The sequence below is a fragment of the Flavobacterium sp. C3NV genome, assembly GCF_046825355.2.
Classification (GTDB): Bacteria; Bacteroidota; Bacteroidia; order Flavobacteriales; family Flavobacteriaceae; genus Flavobacterium.
This window is the reverse complement of sequence record NZ_JBKQBJ020000024.1, coordinates 24,867-41,641: the sequence shown is the minus strand read 5'-3', so window position 1 is coordinate 41,641 and position 16,775 is coordinate 24,867. Positions and strand designations below refer to the sequence as shown.

Genomic DNA, 16,775 nt, shown 5'->3' with positions numbered 1-16,775 from the left:
AAATTACCTGCTCCTTAAAAAAATCATTTTCGAAAAATCCTTTATATTTAAAGGCTTTCAAAGGTTTTTGACACTTGTCTATACAACAATAAGAAAATATTATGACAAATTTATTTCATAATCAGAAAAACCGCCATACATTTGCCTAACGGTGTTAAACAATTTAATACTTAATTAAAATGGCAAGTAAAGATCGAATTTTAAGACAAAAAGAAGAGACAAGAAGTAATATTCTTGAGGCTGCTTATGCTATCGTCAAAGAAGAGGGATGGCAAGGTCTGAGTATGCGAAAAATTGCTGACAAGATTGAATACACGGCTCCAATTATTTATGAGTACTTCTCGAATAAAGAGGCTATCCTAAATGAATTAACCGGAAAAGGTTTTATCAAGTTAACGAAAGAACTTCAGGAAGCCAAAGATAGATTTGAAAAACCGGAAGAACAATTAGAAGCCATGTGGATGGCCTATTGGGACTTCGCTTTTACAGATACTGAAATGTATCAGGTAATGTTTGGAGTGCAAATGAATTGTTGTCAGCAACAATGTTCGGCTCAGGAAAGACCCTATAAATTATTTACTTCGGTAATTGCTGAGATTATGAAAAACAGCAACCCAACTGATGAAGTAATCAAACAAAAGTATTTTACTTTCTTCTCTGTAATACATGGTTTGATTGCAATTAATATCATCAATAAAAGTGAAATAATGGAAACTATTAACAATCAAATCCTAAAAGATGCGATTGGTGGAATCATAAAATCAATACAATAAAAAAAATTTCATTTTAACTTAACAGTGATAAATGATTTAATAGGTAATTTAGCAACTATTTTTTTACTACTTTACTTAACAGTGTTAGAAAATTTAATAGAGTAATATAGCGTTTTCTCTCTTGTTACTTAACAGTGATAAATAATTTAATACCGATTATGAATAGAATCGGAAGGCATCATTGTATGGTTTTTTACACAATTTTACTTAACAACGTTAGATAATTTAATATAATTAAATATGAATGCCCAGAATATCCGAATACCACAAAAATTAAATAATAAGAATGTCCAACAAATTAAAACCAATACGAAAATGAAAAATGTAATTATAACCAGTTTTATTCTGGCGCTAGTGCTAAGCAGTTGTGTAGATAAGTCGCAGGCTCCGGCAGCTCCTGCTCCACCATTATTACCAGTTTTAGCCATTACAAGCGAAAACACTACTACAGATGCTGAATATCCTGCTTCGATACAAGGAACAGTTGATGTTGAAATACGCCCACAAGTAAGCGGAAACCTTGAAAGAGTTTATGTAGACGAAGGTGCTTATGTAACTAAAGGTCAGACTTTATTTAAAATAAACGAACGCCCGTTCCGTGAGCAATTAAACAATGCATTGGCAAGTCTTCATGCTTACGAAGCTGCATTAATCAACGCTCAGTTAGAAGTTGATAAATTAACTCCTCTTGTACAAAACAAAGTAGTTTCTGATTATCAGTTAAAAACGGCTAAAGCTTCTCAAAAAATTGCTGCTGCTAATATCGAACAAGCAAGAGCAATGGTAGGTTCTGCAAAAATTAACTTAGGATATACCAATGTTACAGCCCCGGTAAGTGGTTATATTGGAAGATTACCTAAAAAACAAGGAAGTTTAGTTTCGGCATCAGATGTTGAACCTTTAACAAACTTGTCTGATGTACATGAAGTATTTGCTTATTTCTCATTAGGTGAAACTGATTTCATCAACTTTAAAGCGCAATACGCTGGAAACAGTTTAGGCGATAAACTAAAAAAATTACCTCCTGTTACTTTGGTTTTAGCAGATAACAACGCTTATCCTCAAACCGGAAAAATTGATATGGTAGACGGTCAGTTTGATAAAACTACCGGAGCGATTACTTTAAGAGCGACTTTCCCTAATGCTGGCGGGACTTTACGTTCAGGAAATACAGGAAAAATTCGTTTAGGTCTTCAACATGATGATGCTGTTTTGGTTCCACAATCGGCTACTGTAGAAATGCAGGATAAAGTTTTTGTTTTCACGGTAAACAAAGAAAACAAAGTAACAAAAATGCCTATCACTGTTTCTGGTAAAAGCGGAACAAACTACTTAATTAAGGATGGTGTAAAATCCGGTGACTTAATTGTATTAAGCGGTATTGATAAACTTCAGGAAGGACAAGTAATTCAGCCTGAGAAATCATCTCCTGCAAAAGTTGCCCAAATAATTAATAAAAAATAATTTTTACGAAAATGTTCAAAATATTTATACAAAGACCTGTACTGGCAACCGTTATTTCCATCTTATTGGTGATATTAGGTATACTTGGTCTTACGAAGTTGCCCTTACAACAGTTTCCTGATATTGCGCCGCCATCGGTTTTGGTAACTGCGGTTTATCCGGGAGCGAATGCAGAAACGGTTTTACGTTCTGTGGCACCATCTCTTGAAGAATCTATAAATGGTGTTGAAAACATGACTTACATGAGTTCTACAGCCAGTAATGACGGATCTCTTGCTATTACGGTTTTCTTTAAATTAGGAACAAATGCAGATCAGGCTGCGGTAAACGTGCAAAACAGGGTTGCTCAGGCAACTAGCCAGTTACCTGCAGAGGTTGTTCAGCAAGGTGTAACTACTGCAAAACAACAAAATAGTTTTATCATGGCCATTGGTATGTATACTGATGATGAGTCAAAATACGATCAAACGTTTGTTGCCAATTATGCTCAGATTAATATTATTCCGGAGATCAAACGTATTCCGGGAGTTGGTTCTGCCAGTATTTTTGGAGGTGTAAAAGATTACTCTATGCGTGTTTGGCTTAATCCAACACAAATGTCGACTTACAAAGTAACTCCAAACGAAATCATGGGCGCGATCCAGGATAAAAGTTTGGAAGCTGCTCCGGGTAAATTTGGAGAAAGAAGTAAAGAAGTTTTTGAATACGTTATTAAATACAAAGGAAAATTAACCAAACCTGAAGAATATGAAAATATTGCTATACGTTCTAATGCTGATGGTTCAGTACTTCGCCTCAAAGATGTAGCCAGAGTAGAACTTGGTGCTTATTCTTATAACAGTTTAACTCGTTTAAATGGTAAAAAAGGAGTTGTAATTGGTATTATCCAATTAGCAGGTTCTAACTCTAATGATATTCAGGTTGCGATCAACAAATTGATGGTGAAAGCCTCAAAAGATTTCCCAACGGGAATAAAACATAACATTTTCTATAGTACAAAAGTTGCCTTAGACCAGTCTATTGAGCAAGTTCAACATACTCTACTTGAAGCGTTTATATTGGTATTCATCGTAGTATTTATATTCCTTCAGGATTTTAGATCAACATTAATCCCGGCTATTGCTGTACCTGTAGCAATTTTAGGAACGTTCTTCTTCATGCAGTTATTCGGATTCTCGATCAATCTTCTAACACTTTTCGCTTTAATTCTGGCGATTGGTATTGTGGTAGATGATGCGATTGTCGTCGTCGAAGCCGTGCATGCTAAAATGGAGCACAAACATCTGTCTCCAAAAGTAGCAACTCATGAAGCAATGCACGAAATAACGGGTGCTATTATCTCGATTACGCTGGTAATGGCTGCTGTATTCCTGCCGGTTGGTTTTATGGAAGGCTCAACAGGGGTTTTCTATCGTCAGTTTGCCTTTACAATGGCAATTGCAATTGTAATTTCGGCGGTAAACGCTTTAACCTTAAGTCCTGCACTTGCTGCATTATTCTTAAAAGACAATCATTCGGCTCATGGAGATGGTCCTTATGAAAAACAAGGATTTAAACAAAAATTCTTTAACGGATTCAACAAAAGTTTTGATTCCCTAACCAACCGTTATGTTGGAGGTTTGAAATTTTTAATTCGTAGAAAATGGCTGAGTTTAGGAGGTTTGGCATTAATTACTGTAGCTACTGTAATTATGGTAAAAACAACTCCTGCAGGATTTATCCCAACAGAAGATCAAGGATTTATTGCTATTGCAGTAAATACACCTTCAGGAACATCTCTTGACGGAACTCAAAAAGTAATGACCGAAGCAGAAAATATTCTGAGCAAACTGGATGCCTCAAGAGACGTTACCGCTATTTCAGGTTTCAACTTATTGACGAATTCTACAAGTCCATCTTCAGCAGTTGTTTTCGTATTGCTTAAACCAAACGAAGATCGTGGAGATATCAAGAATATCGACGAAATCATGAATCAGGTTCGAGGTAAATTAGGTGCTATTTCCGGCGGAAGTTTCTTCGTATTTAGTTTCCCAACCGTTCCCGGATTTAGTAACGTTGAAGCTTTAGACTTAGTACTTCAGGATAAAACCGGAGGAAAACTGGATAAGTTTAGCGGAATTTCTCAAAACTTCATCGGTGAATTGATGAAACGTCCGGAAATTGCCGTAGCCTTTACCTCTTTCAAAGCCGATTATCCTCAATTGCAATTGGATATCAACGATGAAAAAGCAAACCAATTGGGTGTGAATGTAAAAGACATTTTACAAACCATGCAAACCTATTTTGGTAGCGCGCAAGCTTCTGACTTTAACCGATTTGGTAAATATTACCGAGTTGTAGTTCAGGCAGATATTACTGACAGAGCTGATCCGTCATCTATTGACCGAGTTTTCGTAAAAAACAAAACTGGAGAAATGGTGCCAATAAATACCTTAGTAAAACTAACTCGTATTTATGGTTCAGAAACGGCTTCGAGATACAACTTGTTTAATTCGATTTCGATTAATGCGATCCCGAAACCAGGATTTAGTTCCGGAGATGCCATTAAAGCAATACAAGAAGTTGCAGCACAACAATTACCTGCGGGTTATGGTTTTGAATTTTCAGGACAAACTCGTGAAGAGATTTCGTCAGGAGGTCAGTCGGCAACAATTTTCTTACTGTGTTTGATATTCATCTATTTCTTACTTGCTGCACAGTACGAAAGTTACATCTTGCCATTGGCCGTAATTTTATCTATCCCTGCAGGTATATTTGGAGTATTCGTAGCTATTGGATTAACAGGAATTGAAAATAACATTTACGTACAAGTTGCACTGGTAATGCTTATTGGTCTGCTCGCCAAAAATGCGATTCTGATTATAGAATTCGCCGTCCAGAAAAGAAAATCAGGTCAGGCATTAGTCAAAGCAGCAATCGATGCAGCCAAACTACGTTTGCGTCCAATTATCATGACGTCACTAGCCTTTATTGTGGGATTAATCCCGATGATGAGCGCCACAGGACCGTCAGCACAAGGTAACCACTCTATTAGTATTGGTGCCGCCGGAGGTATGATTTCAGGAGTAATATTAGGGTTGTTTATCATCCCGGTTTTATTCATCATCTTCCAATATTTACAAGAAAAGGTTTCTGGAAAACCAGTAGCCGTAATTCATAACGAAGAAAAATAAAAATGGAAAACTATATAACGACAATCCTCGTAGCCATTATAATTGGCATTGGATACATATCCTATAAAATCTCAAGAGATCTTGATAGTAGAAAAGATACTTGTACAGAAATTTAATGACAACATATAAAATGAAAAATTATATAACCAAAATCGTGATGATCGCCATTTTGATCACGACTATAATATCCTGTAAAGTTTCGAAGGATATTGAAACTCCAAAAGATGCATTTCCTGAAAATTTCAGGAATGCATCGGTTTCAAAAGATACCACGAGTATTGCAGATGTGGAGTGGAAAAATTTCTTTACAGAAAAAGATATTATTGAGCTCATCGATAGCGCTGTAGCCAGAAACAATGACTTACAGATTGCTACTAAAAATATCGAAATTGCACAATACAGATTCACACAATCTAAATGGGGAAATGTTCCTCAGGTAAATCTTAATGTAAGTGCTAGTACAAGCAACCCTTCTGATAATAGTTTTACAGGAAAAAATTTAGGTCAGGCTTTAGGCCAAAACCATATTGATGATTATTCTGCCGGAGCAACACTTTCATGGGAAGCTGATATTTGGGGTAAAATCCGTAATCAGAAAAAAGGTGCTTACGCCGGATATCTTCAGTCAGAAGAAGTAAAAAAAGCATTGCAAACGACTATCGTAGCCAATGTTTCTAAAGGATATTACAACCTTTTGATGTTAGACGCTCAATTAGAAATCGCGAAACAGAATTATAAATTGAATGATAGTACAACCAATATCATTAAATTAAAATACGATGCCGGGCAGGTAACTACATTAGCGATTCAGCAATCAGAAGCACAAAAATTAGTTTCGGCACAATTGATTCCGCAATTAGAACAAAACATTGCCATTCAGGAAAATGCTTTAAGTGTTCTAACAGGATCATTCCCGAATTCTAAAACCAGAACCACTCGCTTAAGTGTTCTTGAAGTGAAAAACAATAATGCAATCGGAATTCCGTCTTCATTAGTAAGCCGCAGACCGGATGTAAAAAGTGCCGAATTAGCACTTAAAGTTGCCAATGCAAACGTAGGAATCACAAAAGCCGACTTGTATCCGTCACTTAAAATTACTGCTCAGGGCGGCGTAAATTCATTCGAAACCAGTAATTGGTTCAACATTCCGGCTTCATTGTTCGGAACCGTTGCCGGAGGTTTGACTCAGCCTTTACTGAACAATAAAAAAGTAAGAACACAATATAATATTGCCGTTGCCGAAAGAGAAAAAGCAGTTTTAAGCTTTAGACAATCGGTTCTTGTTGCGGTTAGCGAAGTATCTGATGCTTTGGTAAAAGTAGAGAAATTGCAACAGCAAGAATCTTTTCTAAAAGAAAGAGTAAAAACATTACAACAAGCCATTAAAAATGCCAATTTGTTATTCAAAAATGGTATGGCTGAATATCTTGAAGTGCTTTCAGCGCAATCAAATTTACTACAAAGTGAGTTAGAATTAGCTGATATAAAAAGACAACAACTTTCTGCTAATACCGAGTTATATCGCGCATTGGGCGGAGGTTGGAGATAATACCCATTACCCGTTAATTATTTATTTTTTGAGATGAAAACGCTGTGAGACTTTTAGTTTCATGGCGTTTTTTTTATTGTTGTCATGGCACACGGATGACACGGATTTGCTTTGCAAAAACGCGGATTTAAGCGGATTTTTTATTTGCAATCTTGTTATCGTGAGCGATAATAAAGCTTCGGCAGATCGACCGCAAAGTAAATCGCCAATCTTTGTCGAGCCTCTTGTGTGATCCTTCCTGCGTCAGGATGACAAAAATGAGAACAAAAAATCCGCGTAAATCCGCGTTTTCGCTTTAGCGAATCCGTGTCATCCGTGTGCCATTTAGCGTAATGTTATTACACTTTATTTCTTTACTTTTGATAAGCTTAAAACACTTCAGCATAATGTCAATCAATCAAGCAAAATACATCAACGATCTCAAAGTAAAATTCAATTACTACTCTCCTATTTCTGAGGAATCCTGGCAATTAATCGAAAATAACATTGAGATAAATTCAATAAAAAAAGGAGAATTACTTTTAAGAAACGGTCAAATTGCAAAAGAAATTCACTTTGTTGGCAAAGGCGCTTTACGCGCTTTTATAACGGATACCGAAGGAAATATCTATAATAAAAACATCTTTCTCGAAGGAGATCTTGCAGGATCTACAGCTTCATTAATACAACAAACTCCTTCCGATTTTTCTATTGAAGCGCTGGAAGATTCTATTGTAATCAACATCAATTATAAAAAATACAGAGAACTGATTTTTCAAAATGATGATTTAAAAAACTTCTATATTGCTTATCTCGAAAAAAATTGGGTTATCGAAAAAGAACAAAGAGAAATCTCTATAGTGATGGAAAATGCAACCGAAAGATATCTCGATCTCTTAGCCAAACATCCTGATATTGCTGAGCGAATCGCATTGCTTCATATTGCATCGCATTTAGGAATCACACCCACACAATTAAGCCGAATCAGGAAAACACTCGAAAAAGATTTGTAAATCAACATATGTAAAGGTTTCTCATAAAACCTAGAGTTATCTTTGTCTCTCAATTGCATTAAAATGAAAAATACAAACCTCATCCAGGACAATATTAATAACCTTACCGATTTCTGGAAAACCGTTGGAACTCCTTTCCTCTCCTATCATAAAAACGATACTTTCGAATACTGCAAAATCGAAAATTCGGGTTGGCCCAATAAATTATGGTTAAGCAAAGACATTGCTAAAAGAGACTTACCGGATATTATCAAAACCATGAAATCCAATTTGGGTTTGGTTTTACCGTATTGGGATATTTTCGGGACCAAATCTTATGAAATTTTGGAAGCTTATGGTTTTGAACTAAAAACCGAACAAGTCGCAATGGCATTAAAACTAAACGAAAAATTCACACTAGAACATGATCTTAGCTTTAAGAAAATTGATAATGAACAAGATGCCAAAATCTGGTCAGAATTATATCCTAATGCTTTTGGTTATGTAATCAGCAAAGAAATCCTGATTCAGCATTATACAAATGTTCATTTTTATTTGGTTTCTAATGAAGATCAACCCATCGGTACTTTTATGCTTTTTCAAACCGGAAACACTATAGGAATTCATGGCGTTGGCGTAATCCCTGAAATGCGAAGAAAAGGTTTTGCCGAGGAAATCATGAAATTTGCACTTAATCTTTCGATAGATTTAAAAGCTAATTATGCTTTATTGCAAGCTTCTGCAATGGGAAAAGACATTTACACTCGCTTAGGTTTTGAGGATTTGTTTGTGATTAAAAATTATATATTGAAAGCGTTGTAATCGCACACGGATGACACAGATTTGCTTCGCAAAAGCACGGATTTACACCGGTTTTTTTATGCTCAATTTATGTCCTCCCGAGGAACGAAGGATCACACACGAAACTCCGTAAAGTAATTCCGTAATCTTTGTCTACTCTCTTTGTGGAGTCTCTTTGTCGAGCTTCTAGTGTGATCCTTCGTTCCTCAGGAGGACAAACTGTACGGCAAACTCTCTTAAAAAAAATAGATATTCTATTCTCTTTATTCTATTCTCTTTATTCTATTCTCTTTATTCTATTCTCTCTATTCTATTCTCTCTATTCTATTCTCTCTATTCTATTCTCTATATTCTACATTCTCAAAAAAAAATCTAAAATCCCCACTTTGTCCTAAATGACCTTAAAATAGTCGTAAATAACTATTCGCACAAAAAATAACATTTGTAAGTTTGTAATACATTAACTAATAACCATTTAAAAAACAAACCTATGAAAAAAGCTAAAATTATTTTTTGGATTACTACGATTATTATTTTCTTATTCGAAGGCGTTATGCCGGCACTAACATCTCAGAGTGAAATGGCAAAAGAAGGCATCAGACATTTAGGCTATCCGGAATATTTTGGGAATGCATTGGTGGTTTTCAAAATTTTAGGAGTTTTGGCATTGGTGATTCCGCAAGTTCCTAAGAATGTTAAAGAATGGGCTTATGCCGGATTTGGTTTCGATTTTATATTTGCCTCTATAAGTCATTTTGCAGTTGACGGAGTTGGTTTTCAATCCTTTTTCCCGTTGATATTTTTAGTAATCCTGGCGATTTCATATCATCATTACCATAAAATTGAGCGCTATAAAAACATCGCTTTATAAACTTTAAAAACGATGATCGAAGTTTTTAAAACCAATGTTCAGGAATTCGAACAATCACAAATGATTGTTGAGAAACTTTTGGAACATTTTCCGAACAGCGCCATTAATTTTGATTTGGAAGATTGTGATAAAATTTTACGAATTCATAGTTTATCAATTTCAAGCAGAAAAATTATTGCAATTCTTAAAGCGAATGGTTTTTATTGTGAAGTTCTCGCGTAAAAAAACATCTATAATGATCTGATTATTAATTATTAAATTTAAAAATGTAAATTTATAGTACTAATTATAAAAACCGAAAAACATGAATTTACCCTCAGGACATCAGACTATAATGCCTTATTTAATTTTAAAAGGCGCTGCTCAGTTTATTGACTTCACAAAAAAAGTTTTCGATGCAAAAGATTCTAATGAACAGGTTTTACGCGATGACGGAACTGTACAGCATGCTGAAATTATCTTAAACGACAGCACCATTATGGTTACCGATGAAATTAAAGACTGGCCTCAACAAAATGCTAATTTATTTGTTTACGTTCCTAATGCTGACGAAACGTATAAAAAAGCACTGGAGAATGGCGCAACAAGTTTAATGGGACTAAGTGATCAGGACTATGGCAGAACTTGTGGTGTGACGGATCCTTTTGGAAATATCTGGTGGATTACCTCTATTAAGCAGTAAGTTAAATTTTTAAATATCAACAAAATGAAAACAGTACTTCAAAAAGACATTGTTGAAACCTTCAAAAAATTAAACGACACCCTTTCATCATTTTCTGAAGAGGAAATCAATACTGTTCCGTTTCAAGGAAGCTGGACACCGGGACAAGTCGTGCAGCATATCATTTTGGGCAATTCTGGTTATCCTGAATTATTTGAAGGAAAAACCAAAGCTACCATTAGAAAATATGATGAACATGTAAAAGAACTCGAATCTATATTTTTGAATTTCAATACCAAAATGGATGCGCCGGATTTTCTAAAACCGGAAATGAAAAACTACAATAAAAATTCGCTTACTTTAGCTTTGCTTAAAATAGAATCTGATTTATTAAAGGCATCCGAAAATTATGATCTCACACTCACCTGTCTGGATTTTCAGGTTCCTGGTTTCGAAAATTTTACGATCTATGAATGGATTAATTTTGCTCTCGTTCACTCTCAGAGACACACTCATCAACTTCAAAAAATTTCACATTATATAACAACACTATAATATATAACACAATCTTTATCCACATGAAATCAAAATCAGGAACTATTTTTTTATCAGGATTAATCGCCGGAACACTTGATATTCTGGCTGCAGTTATTATTTATGCTGTTATACTCGAAAAAACTACCGCAGTAAAAATCCTTCAATCTATTGCAAGTGGTATTTTCAAAAAAGAGGCTTATACCGGAGGACCACAAATGGCGTGGTACGGACTTGGACTTCATTATCTGATTGCCTTTATTTTTGCCTGGTTTTATTTTATGATTTATCCGTATTTTCCGTTTCTTAAAAAGAATCTTATTCTTTCCGGAGTTGTATACGGCATTTTTGTCTGGATCATAATGAATCTTATTGTTCTTCCAATTGCATTTCCTCTCTTGCCTGAAAAACACTTCGATTTCCCTTTAATATTGTCGGTATTAATTCTGATCGTTTGTATCGGGCTTCCTATTGCATCTATTACGCGAAAATTCAGTCGCAGTCGCAGTTTTTAGTCGCAGTCACAGTATTCAGTCGCAGTTACTGCCTGAATAAAACACTCGATTTTCAATTGCAGTAGAAACTGTACACTGAAAACCGGGACTGTAAACTCATGAACTACCATAATCTCAATTTTTAGTTAATAATTTGCCATTTTAGTTTCTGATTGGTTTGTTTTTTCAAAGTTCCATAATTCGTACAAAATTCGTTAACTCCAAATGCAATTTTATCGACGCAAACAACTATTAATCAGTTTTTTGACTTACTTTTATAATTCCCCATTTTCGTTACAAAATTCCCACATAAACGCTTTTGAGTTAATTTTTTGATTGATTGGATTAATAGAGCCTTTGGGCTTGAGGTAATTTTAAATAAATATTTTAAAAGATATGAAAGTAGCTCAGAAACGGCCAAATTCATATTCTTATATGTACCAAAATGACTTATTAACTGAACTAAAAAAGAATCCCAATGAAAACGATATCAAATAAATCAAAAATAGTTTTTCTATCAACATTTCCACCAACACAATGCGGAATCGCAACTTATACTCAAGATACTATAAAAGGAATTACGGATGTTTTTGGTAAATCAATCACTTGCGAAATTTGCGAATTAGTAAAAGAACCAAAAGAAACACCAACCCAGGCTTATACATTAAACACAAAAAACAAAGAGGAATATACGAAAGTTGCTCTTGAGATTAATAAAGATAAAGCGGTAAAGTTGGTTCATATTCAACACGAATTTGGTTTGTTTGATGGAAATTACGGAGACTATTTATTAGATTTTTTGAATGAGGTTAAAAAACCTTTAACCTATACGTTTCATAGTGTGATTCAAAATCCGAATAAGGAATTAAAAACATTTGTAAAACTGTTGCTTTCTTATAGTAATTCGGTTTTTGTAATGACCAATCAGTCAAAAGAAATTTTGATGAGAGATTATGACATCGCCGAAGATATTATTACTTGCGTACCACACGGAACCCATATTGTTATTTACGAAGCTCCACAACAAGCCAAAGAAAAATTCAATATTCAGGACAGAAAAGTACTAGCTACGTTTGGTCTTTTGGGAGAAGGTAAAAATATTGAAACAGGCTTAAAAGCTCTTCCTAAAATTATAGAAAATACACCCAATGCATTGTACTTAATCATTGGCAAAACACATCCTAATTTAATTATTGATGGCGTAGATGCGTATCGTGATAAACTTGAAGGCATTGTTGCCGATTTAAATTTACAGGATCATGTTCGTTTTGTCAATGAATATTTAGATACTAATGAACTTTTGGATTACCTAAAGGCTGCCGACATTTATTTGTTTACATCAAAAGATCCTAATCAGGCCGTGAGCGGAACTTTTGCTTATGCGATGAGTTGTGCTTGTCCTATTGTTGCTTCAAAAATTCCTCATACTTTAGAAGTATTAACTCCTGATTCAGGAATATTAGTAGATATTGGAGAAGTAGATCAGTTTGCTGACGCAGCCATTAAATTACTTTCAAATGATGAATTAAGAGAAGAAATGGGAATTAATGCTTTTAGAAAAACCACAGCTTCATCTTGGGAAAATGTGGCCATTACTCACATGGACACTTACAAACAATTGATTGAGAATCCGGCAGAAATAAAATACAGCTATCCATCGATTCAGTTAGGACATATCAAAAGAATGACCACTGATCTTGGTATTATTCAGTTTAGCAAAATTTCGATTCCGGATTTAGAATCAGGATATACATTAGATGATAATGCGCGTGCTTTAATAGCAATTTGCATGCACTATAAACTTACTCAGGACAAAGAAGATTTAGCCTATATATTAATCTACTTAGACTTTATTATTCGCTGCCAACAGCCAAAAGGAAACTTCATCAATTATGTAGATCAGGAAAATCGCGAACATATCGAGCAAAATGCCGAAGTAAATCTGGAAGATTCTAATGCAAGAGCTATTTGGGCTTTAGGAACTGTAGTAGCCAATAAAGAAATTTTACCTGAGGCTATTGTAAAAAAAGCTTCTCAATGCTTACTAAACTCATTAAAATGGGCCGAAAGTATTCAGTCGCCACGTTCTATTGGTTTTGCAACAAAAGGATTGTATTTATACCATACTGCTGTTCCTAACTTATATGTAGCAGCAATTATCAACAAGCTGAATGCTAAATTGCTTTCTAATTATGAAATTCACGCTTCGCACGATTGGAAATGGTTCGAAAATTACATGACATACGGAAATGGAATTTTACCTGAATCTATGCTTTTTGCTTTTTTAACGACCAATAAACCTATTTACAAAAAAGTAGCTTTAGATTCTCTTGACTTTTTGATGTCGAAAATGTTTAAGGATAAAAACTTTAAAGTAATTTCTAATAACGGATGGCTGCACAGAGATTCACAAGAACAAGTACACGAATACGGCGAACAGCCTATAGATGTTGCGTATACAATTCATACTCTAAATTCATTTTATAGTGCTTTTGGTACTCCTGAATACAAACAAAAAATGAAAATGGCTTTTAATTGGTTTTTAGGAAAAAATCATCTTGGCCAAATCATGTACAACCCAATAAGCGGTGGTGGCTATGACGGACTTGAAAAAGAAAACGTCAACTTAAATCAGGGAGCCGAATCTACGGTATGTTTTTTAACAGCCAGATTATTAATGGAAAACCTTAAAATAGCAGAAATAAAAGTGATTCCGTTAATGAAATCTAAAACCGGAATTGCCATCAATTCATAATTTTTTACGATATATTCTAACTAAATATACTATTGAACCCTAAAAATCCCTTTTGTAAAGGGATTTTTTGTTTTTTAACATTTTACAGACAACGTTGCTTTATTCTAATTATTGTGTTTCATTATGTTAATTATATAAACTTCTAAAAAAGTTGTGTAAGATTTTTTCTGTGCTTCTAAAGTAATTTTAAGTTATAATAATCAAGGGGTATACAACCTTTTAAACCGTTGATTTTCATGCATTAGCTTTAACTTAAAAATATAGTATTTTGATACTTACTCTAAAAAATACATTCACAGAAATAGGAAACGCAACAGTGTTTGCAAAGCAGTTTTTTAAGGAAGTTTTTGTTCCGCCTTATGAAACAAAAGAGTTCTTGAAACAATGTTATGTTATTGGCTATAAATCATTACCGCTGGTAGCAATTACCGGCTTTATCATGGGTTTGGTACTTACGCTACAATCCAGACCAACCTTAGTAAAATTTGGAGCCGAATCCTGGTTACCGGGTATGGTGGCCCTTTCTTTAATAAGAGAAATTGCTCCTGTAATTACAGCCTTAATTTGTGCAGGTAAAATTTCATCTGGAATTGGTGCCGAATTAGGTTCTATGAAAGTAACAGAACAAATTGATGCCATGGAAGTTTCTGCCATCAATCCGTATAATTATTTAGTAGTAACTAGAATTTTAGCTTGTACTCTAATGGTGCCTATATTGGTGTTTTTTGCTGATGCCATTGGTATTATTGGCGGCTATGTAGGGATCAATATACACGGCGATGTAAACTTTTACCGCTATCTGACTCAAATCCTGCAATCACTCGAATTTTTAGATTTAATTCCGGCAACTGTCAAAACATTCTTCTTTGGATTTTTTATAGGAATGATTGGTTGTTATAAAGGATTTAATGCTTCTAACGGAACCGAAAGTGTAGGAAAAGCAGCCAACTCTGCCGTAGTAACCGCTTCGTTAACCATTTTTATTATTGATATGGTTGCTGTTCAAATAACCGATTTATTTTTTTAAGATGATTAAGGAAAAAGATAATATAGAAAAAGATAAAGTTTCTAAAACCAAAAAGCAAGAACCTATCATTGTCATTAAAGACTTGCATAAAACTTTTGGTAAAGACAACAAAGTCCTGCAAGGTGTAAATCTTACGGTAAACAAAGGCGAGGATTTGGTAATCTTAGGACGTTCAGGATCAGGAAAATCGGTAACGATAAAATGCATTGTGGGATTAATTGAACCTGATAAAGGCGAAATAAAAGTTTTTGATGAAAATGTACTGAACCTCACAAAACCGGAACTGAATGAAATTAGAGTCCGTATTGGATTTTTGTTCCAAAGTGGTGCATTATACGATTCAATGTCGGTACGGGAAAATCTGGCTTTTACATTAAAAAAACACAAAAGGGATTTAACTCCGGAAGAAGTTGAAAGTGAAGTGATGGAAGCCCTGGATAATGTAGGACTGAGTGATGCAATCGATAAAATGCCATCTGAATTATCAGGCGGAATGCAAAAAAGAATTGGCCTTGCCAGAACTTTAATCCTTAAACCGGAAATCATTTTATACGATGAACCCACAACAGGATTAGATACGATAACCTCTCGTGAAATAAGCGAATTGATTCTCGATATCAAACACAAACGCAAAACAACATCGATCATTATTACGCACGATATGGCTTGCGCCAAACTTACCGCCGACCGCATTATGGTTTTGAAAGATGGTGTAATACATGCCGAAGGAACATACGAAGAACTAGAAAAAGACGAAGACGAATGGGTCCGTTCTTTTTTTCAATAATACTAAAAATAAATAATTAGAAATCATGGATAAGCAATCTGGATATACTTGGAAATTAGGAATGTTTGTAACAATAGGTTTATTGCTTTTTATAATGGCGATTTACTTTATTGGTAAACAAAAAAATCTTTTTGGTTCAACATTCAACATCACATCACAGTTTAAAACCGTGAGCGGTTTAGAGGTGGGAAATAATGTTCGTTTTTCAGGAATTAATATCGGAACGGTCGAAGAAATTCAATTGATAAACGATTCTTCTGTTGTAGTAAGAATGGTGATTAAGGATGAAGTTCGTGAATTTATTAAAACAGATGCCCGCGCAAGTATTGGTTCTGACGGATTAATGGGAGACAAAGTACTTACTATTTCTCCGGGAGTTAAATCGACAAAAGTCATCGAAAATGGTGGTGCAATTGCTTCGGTAAACGGAATTGAAATGCAGGATTTAATGAAAAGCGTGAAAAAAAGTGTTGATAATGCTGCCGTAATCACCGATGAATTAGCCATTTTCAGCCATAGTATGAATACGGGAAATGGTGCTTTGGCACGATTAGTTCGTGATGATAAAATGGCAAACAGCGTTTCGAATACGCTTTCGAACTTAGAATCAGGTACAAAAGGTTTTAGCGAAAATATGGAAGCTGCAAAAAGTAATTTCCTGCTTAAAGGCTACTTCAAGAAAAAAGAGAAAGAAAAAGAAAAGAAAAAAGAAGAAATAAAAGAGCAACAGGAAGAGCAGCAAAAAAAGGCCGAAAAAGCGAAAGAAGAAAAGGCGAAGGAAGACAAAGAGAAAGCTGAAAAAGCCGAAAAAGAAAAGGAAAAAGCAGCAGAGAAAGCCAAAGAAGAAAAAGAAAAACTGGAAAAACAAAAAGCTGAAGATGCTAAAAAAGCTGAAAAAGGAAAATAATGAATATG

The 16,775-nt window shown here is 34.7% G+C and carries 15 protein-coding genes; all 15 read left to right on the top strand.

Annotated elements, in window-relative coordinates:
* The first annotated feature begins 179 nt into the window (after window positions 1-179).
* The 15 genes from ACIDC4_RS23715 to ACIDC4_RS23645 all read left to right on the top strand — a co-directional run bounded on the left by ACIDC4_RS23715 (window position 180) and on the right by ACIDC4_RS23645 (window position 16,767).
* Entirely contained in the window at window positions 180-773 is a 594-nt protein-coding gene (locus ACIDC4_RS23715) for a TetR/AcrR family transcriptional regulator (protein ID WP_230039457.1), read from the top strand.
* A 240-nt stretch (window positions 774-1,013) separates the two neighbouring features.
* Window positions 1,014-2,237 (top strand): efflux RND transporter periplasmic adaptor subunit, encoded by a 1,224-nt coding sequence (locus tag ACIDC4_RS23710; protein WP_412045530.1) that lies wholly within the window; start codon window positions 1,014-1,016, stop codon window positions 2,235-2,237.
* A gap of 11 nt (window positions 2,238-2,248) precedes the next feature.
* Complete coding sequence (locus tag ACIDC4_RS23705) at window positions 2,249-5,410, top strand: efflux RND transporter permease subunit (protein ID WP_412045531.1); 3,162 nt, start codon at window positions 2,249-2,251, stop codon at window positions 5,408-5,410.
* 130 nt (window positions 5,411-5,540) lie between these two features.
* Complete coding sequence (locus tag ACIDC4_RS23700) at window positions 5,541-6,959, top strand: TolC family protein (RefSeq protein WP_412045532.1); 1,419 nt, start codon at window positions 5,541-5,543, stop codon at window positions 6,957-6,959.
* 386 nt (window positions 6,960-7,345) lie between these two features.
* Window positions 7,346-7,951 (top strand): Crp/Fnr family transcriptional regulator, encoded by a 606-nt coding sequence (locus ACIDC4_RS23695; protein WP_412045533.1) that lies wholly within the window; start codon window positions 7,346-7,348, stop codon window positions 7,949-7,951.
* Window positions 7,952-8,014: 63 nt separating this feature from the next.
* Complete coding sequence (locus ACIDC4_RS23690; protein ID WP_412045534.1) at window positions 8,015-8,752, top strand: GNAT family N-acetyltransferase; 738 nt, start codon at window positions 8,015-8,017, stop codon at window positions 8,750-8,752.
* Window positions 8,753-9,221: 469 nt separating this feature from the next.
* Window positions 9,222-9,602, top strand: coding sequence for a DoxX family protein (locus ACIDC4_RS23685; RefSeq protein WP_412045535.1), 381 nt, complete (start codon window positions 9,222-9,224; stop codon window positions 9,600-9,602).
* A 12-nt stretch (window positions 9,603-9,614) separates the two neighbouring features.
* On the top strand, window positions 9,615-9,824 hold the full coding sequence (locus ACIDC4_RS23680; protein ID WP_412045536.1) for a hypothetical protein: 210 nt from the start codon (window positions 9,615-9,617) through the stop codon (window positions 9,822-9,824).
* An 82-nt stretch (window positions 9,825-9,906) separates the two neighbouring features.
* Window positions 9,907-10,284 carry a VOC family protein gene (locus ACIDC4_RS23675; protein ID WP_412045537.1) on the top strand — a complete coding sequence of 126 codons (378 nt, stop codon included), beginning with the start codon at window positions 9,907-9,909 and terminating at the stop codon, window positions 10,282-10,284.
* A 24-nt stretch (window positions 10,285-10,308) separates the two neighbouring features.
* Window positions 10,309-10,818, top strand: a complete 510-nt coding sequence (locus ACIDC4_RS23670; RefSeq protein WP_412045538.1) for a DinB family protein — start codon at window positions 10,309-10,311, stop codon at window positions 10,816-10,818.
* 23 nt (window positions 10,819-10,841) lie between these two features.
* Entirely contained in the window at window positions 10,842-11,312 is a 471-nt protein-coding gene (locus ACIDC4_RS23665) for a DUF1440 domain-containing protein (protein WP_412045539.1), read from the top strand.
* 457 nt (window positions 11,313-11,769) lie between these two features.
* Complete coding sequence (locus ACIDC4_RS23660) at window positions 11,770-14,046, top strand: glycosyltransferase (RefSeq protein WP_412045540.1); 2,277 nt, start codon at window positions 11,770-11,772, stop codon at window positions 14,044-14,046.
* Window positions 14,047-14,314: 268 nt separating this feature from the next.
* Window positions 14,315-15,073, top strand: a complete 759-nt coding sequence (locus tag ACIDC4_RS23655) for an MlaE family ABC transporter permease (RefSeq protein ID WP_412045541.1) — start codon at window positions 14,315-14,317, stop codon at window positions 15,071-15,073.
* A 1-nt stretch (window position 15,074) separates the two neighbouring features.
* Complete coding sequence (locus tag ACIDC4_RS23650) at window positions 15,075-15,860, top strand: ABC transporter ATP-binding protein (RefSeq protein ID WP_412045542.1); 786 nt, start codon at window positions 15,075-15,077, stop codon at window positions 15,858-15,860.
* A gap of 25 nt (window positions 15,861-15,885) precedes the next feature.
* A complete protein-coding gene (locus ACIDC4_RS23645) occupies window positions 15,886-16,767 on the top strand; it encodes an MlaD family protein (protein WP_121320963.1) in 882 nt (293 codons plus the stop codon).
* Window positions 16,768-16,775 lie beyond the last annotated feature (8 nt).